The sequence below is a fragment of the Sessilibacter sp. MAH3 genome, assembly GCF_054658275.1.
The window spans coordinates 164477-175121 of the sequence record NZ_BAAGIE010000005.1; the positions used below are offsets into that span (position 1 = coordinate 164477).

The 10645-nt window shown below is 39.4% G+C and carries 9 protein-coding genes; all 9 read left to right on the forward strand.

The window, feature by feature from the left end:
* Positions 1 to 241: 241 nt before the first annotated feature.
* The 9 genes from nhaC (at position 242) to ACYQ2C_RS05085 (ending at position 10513) form a co-directional block, all read left to right on the forward strand.
* Entirely contained in the window at positions 242 to 1696 is a 1455-nt protein-coding gene (nhaC, locus tag ACYQ2C_RS05045; RefSeq protein ID WP_460100375.1) for a Na+/H+ antiporter NhaC, read from the forward strand.
* A 1074-nt stretch (positions 1697 to 2770) separates the two neighbouring features.
* Complete coding sequence (locus ACYQ2C_RS05050; protein WP_460100378.1) at positions 2771 to 3700, forward strand: LysR family transcriptional regulator; 930 nt, start codon at positions 2771 to 2773, stop codon at positions 3698 to 3700.
* A 1193-nt stretch (positions 3701 to 4893) separates the two neighbouring features.
* Entirely contained in the window at positions 4894 to 5859 is a 966-nt protein-coding gene (locus ACYQ2C_RS05055) for a hypothetical protein (protein ID WP_460050372.1), read from the forward strand.
* Positions 5860 to 5925: 66 nt separating this feature from the next.
* A complete protein-coding gene (locus ACYQ2C_RS05060; protein WP_460050370.1) occupies positions 5926 to 6216 on the forward strand; it encodes a DUF1330 domain-containing protein in 291 nt (96 codons plus the stop codon).
* Between the two features lie 31 nt (positions 6217 to 6247).
* On the forward strand, positions 6248 to 6808 hold the full coding sequence (locus ACYQ2C_RS05065; protein ID WP_460050368.1) for a hypothetical protein: 561 nt from the start codon (positions 6248 to 6250) through the stop codon (positions 6806 to 6808).
* A 42-nt stretch (positions 6809 to 6850) separates the two neighbouring features.
* On the forward strand, positions 6851 to 7399 hold the full coding sequence (locus tag ACYQ2C_RS05070; protein WP_460050366.1) for a hypothetical protein: 549 nt from the start codon (positions 6851 to 6853) through the stop codon (positions 7397 to 7399).
* 53 nt (positions 7400 to 7452) lie between these two features.
* Entirely contained in the window at positions 7453 to 8901 is a 1449-nt protein-coding gene (locus ACYQ2C_RS05075; RefSeq protein ID WP_460100383.1) for a class I adenylate-forming enzyme family protein, read from the forward strand.
* Between the two features lie 16 nt (positions 8902 to 8917).
* Positions 8918 to 9175 carry an acyl carrier protein gene (locus tag ACYQ2C_RS05080; RefSeq protein ID WP_460050362.1) on the forward strand — a complete coding sequence of 86 codons (258 nt, stop codon included), beginning with the start codon at positions 8918 to 8920 and terminating at the stop codon, positions 9173 to 9175.
* Between the two features lie 390 nt (positions 9176 to 9565).
* On the forward strand, positions 9566 to 10513 hold the full coding sequence (locus ACYQ2C_RS05085; RefSeq protein WP_460050360.1) for a hypothetical protein: 948 nt from the start codon (positions 9566 to 9568) through the stop codon (positions 10511 to 10513).
* Positions 10514 to 10645: the final 132 nt, after the last annotated feature.

The window sequence follows — 10645 nt, forward strand, 5'->3', positions numbered from 1 at the left end:
GCCACGTTTCACTATTTATATACTCGCGAGATTCCGATTTCTACGATCGTCCCAGATTGGGGGCGCTGCGGCATCGTTCGTTTAACTTGAGACGCGTCAACAAAAGTTGGCATACTCTAATTGGATTTTGTATGTTTCAAGATTTTTTGTCTGCGCATTCGGGTTTTTGAGGTTTAAATTAAAGCCAAGTAAACCTTGAATGCGTCAGTAGAAATCTAGCCAAAGTAATTTAGGTATCGTTATGAGTAAGAATCCCAGCGTGGGTATTTCCATCGTTCCCATTGTGATTTTGATTGCCCTGCTTGCAATCAATGTTTATATCTTTGGTGATGATGCTGTCAGTGGCTCAAATCAGATGATTTTGATTGCCTGTGCGGCGATGGCAGCATTATTAGCCATTTCCATTGGCATCACCTGGAAACATCTAGAGAATGGGATTGTAAAAGGCATAAAGCTCGCGACCCCCGCGATACTTATCTTGCTTATGGTCGGCGCCTTATCGGGAACATGGTTGATCAGTGGTATTATTCCAACCATGATCTATTACGGGTTGCATATCCTAACACCAGACATCTTCTTGTTAGCGGCTTGCGTAATTTGCTCGATTGTTTCGGTGTTCACCGGTAGCTCTTGGACTACTTCAGCGACGATTGGGATTGCCCTGATGGGCATTGGTCAAGTGTTAGGACTTAATCCCGGTTTGATTGCCGGCGCTATTTTATCTGGCGCTTACTTCGGTGATAAATTGTCACCACTTTCTGATACTACTAACCTAGCGTCGGCTTCAGCTGGTAGCGAGCTTTTTACGCACATACGCTACCTTATGCTAACAACCGTTCCCTCTATATTAATCACACTGCTTTTATTTGGCATTTTGGGTTTTGGCAATGCCAACCAGCTAGACGATCAAGCTATCAACGAAATTATCACCTTATTAGACGCTAAATTTAATATTACACCTTGGCTAATGTTGGTGCCGGTGGCGGTATTGGTGATGATTATTAAAAAAATTCCCGCCTTGCCAGCTTTGTTAGCAGGTACCGTGTTAGGCGCTGTGTTTGCGTTTATCTTCCAAGAAGAGGCGATTCGCAATGCGGGTCTTGCTTACGGTGCTGAAGGTTATCTCCACTATATCGGAATTATGCAAGCGTTGTACGGGCAAGTGAGCATCGAAACGGGCAATGAAATTCTCGATGAATTACTGCGTTCTAAAGGTATGCACGGCATGTTAGGTACCGTATGGTTGATTATTGCGGCCATGACATTTGGTGGCGTAATGGAAAGTAGTGGCTTTCTTAAGTCCATCACCACCGCTTTGGTGAGTCGTGTGCGATCGGTCAGCGGATTGGTAACCGCAGTCACCGGAACCTGTGTTGTAACGAACTTATCGGCGTCTGATCAATATCTCGCGGTATTGCTTCCCGGTCGTATGTATGCCGACAGTTTCCGTGAGCGAGGCCTTGCCCCCGAAAACTTAAGCCGCACCCTAGAAGACTCCGGTACGGTAACGTCTGTGCTTATTCCCTGGAATACTTGCGGAGCTTATCACGCCGGTGTACTCAATGTCGCGACCGGTGATTATTTCATGTACGCATTTTTCTGCATCATCAGCCCACTGATGAGCATTATTTTCGCAGTCTTCAACATTAAAATTGCAAAAAGACCAGAAACTTCCGGTGAAACGCAATTGGCTTAGCGCTTCAATAAACTAAGAATGTACGAATTCTCTCAAATTATCGGATAATTAAACGGGCTACTAAAGCCCGTTTTTTTTGCGTGTTGCCCAGTAAACTGATCGACTATTAACACGTCAATCTTAAAGATTGAACAACGTTAATAATAAGGAAACTCTAATTAAACTAGAGTTTCTCGCAACACAAGGATGTGTCCCTCTGATTAAATCAAGGATGAGTTAATCAGAGGTTCCTAGAGTTTTTCTCGCAACGAGAAGATGTGTCGACAGTTTCAACGGTTACATGTGAATAAAATTATTATGAAATTCAGACGCGTATTTTTAGATTCCGTGATTTTATCCAATCAAGCACCCATTATTCCGATCTTCGACACGTTAATTCTGTTGCTATCGAAATTAGCTGACCAATCTACCAATTAGTTGGTTGGTTAAAGGGCGATAAACTAAAATTTATTGCAAGATTTTTAGTCGGATTAAAAATATTATTTACGCAGATAGCTTGTAAATATTGAGATCATTTTTTAATTTTGACGTGTTCGCTATTTTCAGTGGCTGTGACTAAAGCGTTAAGTGCTAATTCTTTGCTTTTGTGATTAGCTTTAACACCATCTGCGAGCCGAAACGCTTCCGTACTATTAGTAACCGAAATATGCAAGTAGTAACCAAAATATGCAAGCCGACGTGTCAAGCCAAGCGCTTATTAGAAACACCATTTATTAATAGTGGCTAGGATAATAGCAGCTAGAATTTGACTAAGAACAACAATCCGAACTGTCTTATCAATACCTGTCAAAGAACGGATGAATTAACAGTTTTGTTTAGAACAAAAATCTATAATATCTGCACCAAATTGCGTGGTTGTATTATTATCGCGATTTCTTTACTATTTTGACCGAGCGTTTAACAAGGCATAATACTCTTGATGATCTAAAAGACCTAATCTCACTCTCTTTAAACGGTGGATTTTTAGGTAGCCTAATTTGATGTAATTCATGTTGGTACGTCTATTAGTGTTCGCGTAATTCGTATTTGCGAGCTTAAATTTGGCATTACCTTTTCGGGGTTTTTATTAGTTTTATGTACGATTTAAAAGACCTACCTAGACTTATTATTTTCTTAGAGGTTGCCAAACAAGGCTCATTTACTGAAGGAGCCAAAAAACTTGGATTAAAAAAATCCGGCGCTAGCCTTCATATCACAAGTTTAGAAGAGCGGTTGCAAGTGCAGTTGTTGAATCGTTCTACACGTGGTATTCAATTGACCGAGGCCGGAGAGCGTCTATTTTCATACTGTAATTTAATAAACACGCATTTAGTTGAGTCGTTTAATGAGTTACAAGAAATCGATCATCAGCCCAAAGGGCCGCTTACAGTTACAGCGCCGCATTCGCTAGAACAGCACGTTGTTATTCCTGTTATACAAAGTTTTTGTGAACAGTTTCCTAATATTCAGCCGTGTATAATTACGGATGACAAACCGCTGGACCTCATTAAAAATAATATTGATATCTCAATTCACATTGGCAAACTCAGCGATAGTAATTATCGTGCGAGAAATATCGGCACCATTAACGACGTTTTGTGTGCATCGCCTCAATATCTTGAGCGACACGACCCAATCAATTGTGTCGAAGATCTCTATAAACACAAATGGATTGCAACTGGCTGGCAGCAAATAAAGCCACAATACAGTTTTGTGCACTCGTGTAATAGTGATGTTGAGATATTTGACTTCCCTCAAGATATGAGAGCGAACACTTTACCTGCTGCCTTTAAAATGGTCGAGCTGGGTATGGGAATCGCTATCTTGCCAGATATTTACGTCATAAATGCTTTAAATGAAGGACGATTAGTTCGGATATTGCCCGATTTAAAGTGCACTCAATGGCCTATCTATGCAGTGCATCCTTATCACGGCAAGGTGCCGAATAAAATTAAAACATTTATCGATAGTGTTGAGAATAAAATCGCGGAAATTATTCCGCAAAAAAAACAATACGTTATTTAAACGTTAATAATACGCCTCATCTAATGATCGATTGATGAGAGTGAGCTCTAGATATCGCTAGATCTTGAGTGGCGCTCATCAATTGTTCAAATTTAAAATCTACCTCTAGCTATTCTGTTACGTCATTACATCTGAGCTTCTCTCTAAATGAGGGGTTAGAGAGCTCCGATGAACCTTCCATAATTTATTCAGAGTTTTTTCGGTAAATCGTCGATTGGCGAGTTTTTCGTATAATTTATTCCGGTTTTTGTTAAAGATTGGTTACGGTTTCGATACTTGTTTGAAAATTTCGTCGCCTCCCTACTAATAGGTTAAGCGTATTAAATTATTCAGTAACGATTGTTAAAAATAAGAAATGCAAAAATGTTCGATTTCCGATATATCGAAGGCCAATTGTTCTGTCTTTAATTCGCCAATTAGTAATATTCTAAAAAACGGTATTATTTGTTTTTATTGTAAGAGTGGGTCTGTTTAGATTTGAAATCGTGTGTAATGGATATTTTGAGTAATTTCATGTAATCGCGAATTATTTGATTTTCTTCTGAGGTATGGTTCATGTTTTGAAGAATAAATACTTCTGAGAATATTTTTTTAAAAAAATTGATCTTCATCATTTTATCGATCTCTACCAGATCTTTCTAATCTTCCTATTTTGGTGCTTTTTAAGATTGACTGTCTTAATTTGGCCCAATTTATATTTTGACTTTTCTGTTATTTATTCGTGACAAGTTGTTGAGAAAAATACTTAATATCTTTGCTGTGTAAATATTATTTGGTGCAGTTAAATCTTTAAATGCACCACGGATGTTCTTGTTTTGATTGCTTTTTTGAAGCCGATGATTTTTTTCCTGTAAGAAAGCCTAGTATTTGGTGAGCAAGGTGAGATTTTTAATAAATCTTAAGGTGTTGGTTTTTGTTTAAGTTCGACCCTAATGTTACAGATATTTTAATTTTTAAATTTATAGGCTGTTTTTTTCGGTGCGTTTTTTTGCCTTTTTCGTTTGAAAAAAATAATTAAATCTAATTTATAGAGTGTTTAAGATTGTGTTCAAAAAAACGTAACTCTAAGTTCGATTATTTGGGGTTACCCCTTATTAAGTCTTTCGTATAAGGTTTCGGCTCAGTTGGAGGTGGAAATTATCCACGCTGAAAAATATTCTTAGATTTTAATTAAAAGGAAGTAGGAGCAAAAAATGAAATTCGTAAAAACGGGAGTTACTGCGCTGAGCTTGGTTGTTGCGTCAGCTGCATTTGCTGATAAAAAAGTCCAAGTATTTCCAGGTTATATTTCTCACGGTATTAACGTTTATAACGGCGAGTTAATTGCGGACTATTCGAATACTTCTCCAGGCGTTGAGTGGTTATTTGAAGCTCCACGCGAAATTGGTGTTTTCATTGAAGGAGCACCGGAAGGTACTGATGGTGGTGTGATTACCGCGGATACTGATCGTTCTTTGCCAGTTGCAACTACCCGCGACTTTTTAGATTTCTTTAATCCAGGCGGCGAAATTGATTTATCTCTACTGAACGTACCTTTAGATCAAATCGGCAGCAACTTCTTTGGTTTTACCGCAGTTGATGATCGTATCGTACCACCATCATTTGAAACCATCAGCGGTAACCCAACCGTTTATCGCTCTGCAGGTGTTAATGAAGCTCCTACCGTTGCAGAGTGGGAAGCCGCACGTGGTGTGTTAACAGCAGTGGTAAATGATGATGGCACAACCACAGTACGCGTTACGCTACGCGATGCATTCCCCAATGCAGTATTTACTTTATGGGATGTAGGTTCGAATTTCCCGTTATCTGAGAATGAAGCCGGTTACGCAGTACCTTTAGGTGGTATTCCTAACGTTGTTCGTACCGACGCCGAAGGCTGTGTATTCCGTGAAGTTATTCTTCCTTACGATTTAACTCGTGAATGTAAAAGTGGTGCGGAATCTTGTACCAGTTATGTAGCAGGCTTCTATCACTTTGATGGTCAAGCTTATGGTGCATCACCTGCGGGTACTTTTGCAAACGCGCCAGCGGGTCTATACGCAGGCAACCAAATGGTTTGGCCAATCAACGGTGACTTATTACAAGCGCCTGCGACCGAATTTGGCCGTCCTGTTCACGGTTGTAAAACACCTTACCGAAGCATTTTCGCCGGTAAATAAGGTTTTTTGTCGTGCTGCCTTGTGCGGCACGACATTTTTATTATCGATAAATTTTGGAAAACGTACATGGCAACTAAGTTAATTGTTTTATCAAATCCCAATCCAGAAGGCAAAGAAGCGGCAGAAGAATATGGCGCTGGCGTGAAAGCGCTTTTAGGAAAATTTGGCGGCTCCATCGCTTCACGTTCCGTTGCAACCGAAACTGTAACCGGTAGTTTCGAAGCCAAAGTCATTATGGTTGTGCAATTTGAAACTGAAGAAGGTCTTAAAGATTTTGCTTATGGTGAGGAATACGCAGCGTTAATTCCTTTGCGCGATAAAGCATTTACGCAAATGACACTGTTGCTTGCAGACTAATTAAATTATGTAACCAGAAAAAGGCTGTGCTATGAACGAAGAAATGAGTTTTGATTATATAGTTCATGAATTAAGCGGGCACGGTAATGGGATGATCGGCCACACTGAGTGTAAAAAATATTTGCGACATTCACATCCGGCGCTAGGCGTTGATTGGATTGCTGATCATGATTTCGAAAAAGGCTGGGTGCACGCAGTAAGAGGGATTTCAATTTCTGATCCTGTCTTTGCGGGTCACTTTTTTGACGCGGCAATGTATCCAGGTACCAACCTAACCCAAGACATCAATCAGATTGCGACCTTATTGTTCTCGGCGATGACTGGGCCATTAAATGGCGACTTCACTGCATTTAAAGAAATTAAAGGCAATTATGGTCATCCGATTCCGCCGGGTTGTGTTTTAGATTTTGCCGTCTGGGCCTTAGATAAAGGTGAAGGCAAGACTATGCGCGTAAAAATGGAAGGCCGAGTTCGCGATTTTAAACATTATAAAGAACCCAACAAATACGGCTTAACATTTAAAGCTGCCATTGAAGTTGAGTCGTTGATTTTGCGGGCAAATCCAAAAGTGTACGATGGTATTTGGATTTAATTCAGAATTATTAATCGGATTATTATTTAGGATGTAAATGATATGAATGCAAACGATGCGCGTTTTTTATTAGAACGATACATGGATGGCAAAGATAACATCAAGGCAGATGTACTAGAGTCTGTGTTCAGTCAAAATGCGGATGTTGTATTTGATATCAAACCTAGCAATATTTATTTTCCAGAAATTATTACTGGTGCAAAAAATATTTCGATAGAAATGTTTGGCGAGTTTCATGATAAATTCAAGGATGTAAAAAGCTACTACATTGATTCGGATATCAATAAGCTGTATTCAAAAAAATCGGTAAAAAATCAACGTTGGCTAGTTACCATGATCGAGAGAGAAACACTTAATACTCGCATTGGTGCTGGTTACTACAATTGGTTTTTTACTGAAGAAGAACAAGCAAAGGTAGCGCGATTAGAAATTACTATTTTAGATATGGTTTCATTTCCAGCCAATGAAAATAACTGGCTTTTGAAATTACAATCAAACTTATTAGATTATCCTTGGGTTTCTTCAATTGATCCGTTTAAGGCATTTGAGCAATACAGTGAATTGGCCAATATTTACCAATTCATAAATTAAGAGCTTTGTGGGACTTCTGGTTTTAACTCTAAATTCTAGGTGAGGTCTTATTCATGACGATTCAAGCATTTTTAGATGCCGTCGGAAATATCAAAAGTGTAGTACTAGCAGATCAAAAATCGGAAGTGACAGGCGAAGAGTTTTTAAAAGAAGTTTTATCGGCAAGCCAAGAACTTATCGACTCAGGCTTTAAAGCAGGAACCTCCTGTCTTGTTCGGCTAAGTAACAACGTGGCCAGCGTTGTTATGTTATTTTCTGTTTTAAAAGCTGGTGGTGTGGTGTTTGTTGGTAATCCTCACGATCCTATTGCCAAGTGTGATGGTATTATTAAAAAGTTTGGTATCGGAGCTTTTTTTGGTGATAAGCCGTCGGTATTGGCGTTACAAGCAAGCCTAGGTGAAGGCGTGCGAGTAGAGCGCTTGCAAACTGGTAAACTTGCCGCTGGTTTTTGCCCACATTTTAGCCGGACTTTAGCCAATCAAGATGAAAGAATGGCAAATGTAAATATTGCGGTATTCAGCTCTGGTTCTACCGGGGAGCCAAAAGCCATTTTACATAATGTAAGTTCTGTACTGAAAAACGCTAAAAAACACGCTGATGCGATTGGCTTACGCAGTACTGACACTATCGCTGGATTTCTACCAATTTATTACAGCTACGGATTAGTTGCTAATTTAATGGGAAGTTTGGCCGCTGGTGCTAAGTTTGTATTTTTAGGAAATGCATCGGGTTTAACCGAAGAGTGGGCGAATGAGCAGAAAATATCTGTTTTATCACTAACTCCCTGGTTTGCCATGCAATTAAATATGAACGTGCCGAGTTTGCGTGTGATGACCTTTGGCGGTGATGCCATGTTTGGTCATATTGCTCGCGAATTGCAACAACGTTTCCCACAATGTGAACTATACAGCACCTATGGCTTAACGGAAGCTGGTCCACGTGTGGCCACGTGGCGATTTGATAATCGAGTGGTTCCCGATTCGGAAATTGTACCCCTAGGCGAAGCCTTACCAGGTTGCGAATTGATTATCGATAATCACGATATTGAAGGCGAATACGGCGAGCTTTTAGTACGCACAGACACTCGTATGTTGGGTTATTACTACGGTGTTGAGCAAGGTTACTTTATGCCAGATTGGCAAGAGAACATGGTCCATACCGAAGATTTATTTAACGTGGTTGATGGCGAATTATTCTTTGTATCCCGCGCGAAAGAAATGATTGTGCAAAATGGTGAGAAGATATTCCCTTCTTCGGTCGAGTCAGTGTTGCGACGAATTAACGGCGTTGTTGACGCTAACGTTCGCGGTGTTCGTTGTGAAACTCGCGGACAAATAGCCAAAGCGTTTATTAAAACCAGTATCGATATCGATATTAGTGAAGTTCGTAGAGCACTATTGGATAAATTACCGCAGTCGGCAATACCTTCCGAGTACGTTTTTGTCGATGAAATTCCACGTACCGCAACCGGTAAGAAGAGCGCATCAGCTGTTTATCAATAATTTAGGATTTAGTGTTATGAGTTCTGAAAAAGAAACAATCGAAAAAGAATTACGTGATGGTTTTAAAAATGTATTAATGATTTCTCAAATCGACTTCGTTGATCTTGATGATGAGTTAAACTTAGACAGTCTAACTCAAACTGAATTGCGTGTTTATTTAGAGAAACAATACGGTTTGGCGATTGATATCGAGTCATTGCCACCAACGGTATTTGTAACCTTAGAGTCAATTATTTCTCATGTTATCGAAAATAAGGCTCAATTAGCAGGTTAGTTTTTTTGTATTGTGTTTCGGTCCTTTCCTATTTCGCGGGGTTTTGCCCCGCGTTTTTTATTCGATTTTTTCTATCTTTCCCTTCTTATTTTTTTATCTTTTCTAATTTAATTTCTCTGAAAATATTCAGATATTTATTTAAAATTTTATTTTTATAAAGAAATAATATCTTCGTGATTATTTCTTTATTTGTACGTAATTGTAGGAAAGTTTATTGCGGCGGAGTCTTTGATCCTAGCACAAATTAAACAATGTAATTACAATTTACTATTAAACTCGATGTTCATTTTAATGGGTATATTGTGTAATCAATTGCTCGTTTATTGTTGCTTTATTGTTCTTTTGTGTTTGGACAATTACTTAAAAATAAATGGACATTGGGAAATAATCATGAAATTCGGAAAATTAATTTGCGTTAGTATAGCGGCAATTACAGCTCAAATGGCTACAGCTGAAACTACTCGTATTGTTGGCCATGTTGCTCACGGTGTGAATACCTATAATGGCAATGTAATTGCTGATTTCTCTGAAGTTGCTCCAAAAAGTGCTATTTTGGCCGATCCTTCCATTGAAGTTGGTTATTTTATTGATGGCGCGTCTGCTTCAGGCGTTATTACCGAACATACCAATCGTTCGGAATTAATTGCGACAACAACGGATTTTATTGATTTCTTTAACCCAAATAACGTTGTTAATCCAGACCTTGTTAATAAGCCATTGGGTGACATTGGCAGCAGTGCATTTGCCTTCGAGACAGTTTTAGATCGTGCTGTTCCAGCCAGTTTTCCAGACACTGCTATGGAGAGACCGGTTGCCTATCGTGTTAATGATGCCAACGAATTTCCCACTGTTGCTGATTGGGAAACGGTCAATGGTATTTTAACCGTTGATTCACACGAAGATGGCACCTCTACCGTGCGAATTACTATGCGCAATGGTTTTCCAGAAGCAGTTTACAGTTTTTGGGATTTAGGTCAGTACGACCCTCTTACCGAGAACGAGCAAACTTACGTTGTGCCTTTAGGTGGTATTCCTAACGCTACTGTTTCGGATGAAAACGGCTGTTTATTTAAGGAATTTGATGTTGCTTACGATCTAGCAAGAGCGTGTGAAGTAGGTGCAACTTCTTGTACCAATATTATTGCCGGTTTTTATCATTGGGACGGCCAACTATACGGTGCTGCACCTACCGGTAATTTTGCCGGATTGCCAACGGGTATCGTCGGTAGTATTCACATGTTCTTTAACGTTACCGGTAAGAATTTACAAGAACCTGCTACCGCATTTGGTAAACCCAGAGTGCATGGTTGCTACGGACCACGTCCATTCTTAGATTAAAAACTCTGATTAATTAAGAACCTTCAGAAATCTAGAGACGCGTACTTTATTAATAATAGGAACCTCTGATTAACTCATCCATGATTTAATCAGAGGACAGAAATTGAAAATGCGATTTCCAATTTCTTCACA

Excerpts from the sequence above, each read along its gene's own strand:
- nhaC (WP_460100375.1), top strand. The coding sequence starts at position 242 with ATGAGTAAGAATCCCAGCGTGGGTATTTCCATCGTTCCCATTGTGATT.
- ACYQ2C_RS05050 (WP_460100378.1), top strand. The coding sequence starts at position 2,771 with ATGTACGATTTAAAAGACCTACCTAGACTTATTATTTTCTTAGAGGTT.
- ACYQ2C_RS05055 (WP_460050372.1), top strand. The coding sequence starts at position 4,894 with ATGAAATTCGTAAAAACGGGAGTTACTGCGCTGAGCTTGGTTGTTGCG.
- ACYQ2C_RS05060 (WP_460050370.1), top strand. The coding sequence starts at position 5,926 with ATGGCAACTAAGTTAATTGTTTTATCAAATCCCAATCCAGAAGGCAAA.
- ACYQ2C_RS05065 (WP_460050368.1), top strand. The coding sequence starts at position 6,248 with ATGAACGAAGAAATGAGTTTTGATTATATAGTTCATGAATTAAGCGGG.
- ACYQ2C_RS05070 (WP_460050366.1), top strand. The coding sequence starts at position 6,851 with ATGAATGCAAACGATGCGCGTTTTTTATTAGAACGATACATGGATGGC.
- ACYQ2C_RS05075 (WP_460100383.1), top strand. The coding sequence starts at position 7,453 with ATGACGATTCAAGCATTTTTAGATGCCGTCGGAAATATCAAAAGTGTA.
- ACYQ2C_RS05080 (WP_460050362.1), top strand. The coding sequence starts at position 8,918 with ATGAGTTCTGAAAAAGAAACAATCGAAAAAGAATTACGTGATGGTTTT.
- ACYQ2C_RS05085 (WP_460050360.1), top strand. The coding sequence starts at position 9,566 with ATGAAATTCGGAAAATTAATTTGCGTTAGTATAGCGGCAATTACAGCT.